This is a genomic window from Alkalicoccobacillus porphyridii (genome assembly GCF_007293315.1).
Classification (GTDB): domain Bacteria; phylum Bacillota; class Bacilli; order Bacillales; family Bacillaceae_D; genus Alkalicoccobacillus; species Alkalicoccobacillus porphyridii.
Window position 1 is genome coordinate 1 of sequence record NZ_VLXZ01000139.1, and the last position, 301, is coordinate 301.

General features: G+C 47.2%; 1 protein-coding gene. It reads left to right on the forward strand.

Annotated features, from left to right (window positions below; all coding sequences use genetic code 11):
• Positions 1-301, forward strand: a 301-nt coding sequence (locus FN960_RS23820) for a transposase (RefSeq protein ID WP_143850794.1), incomplete at both ends; no start/stop codon positions are given.

The following is a 301-nucleotide window of genomic DNA, read 5'->3' on the forward strand; positions in this document are numbered from 1 at the left end:
GCATTAATCAGTAAAACCCGACTGCTCAGCGAGAATCGTCGAAAAGGACGAGTAGTTCAGGCGGAAACGCTGGAAGCAGCGGGCCATGTGCTATTGCTAACATCATTACCGGAAGATGAATATTCAGCAGAGCAAGTGGCTGATTGTTACCGTCTGCGATGGCAAATTGAACTGGCTTTTAAGCGGCTCAAAAGTTTGCTGCACCTGGATGCTTTGCGTGCAAAGGAACCTGAACTCGCGAAAGCGTGGATATTTGCTAATCTACTCGCCGCATTTTTAATTGACGACATAATCCAGCCAT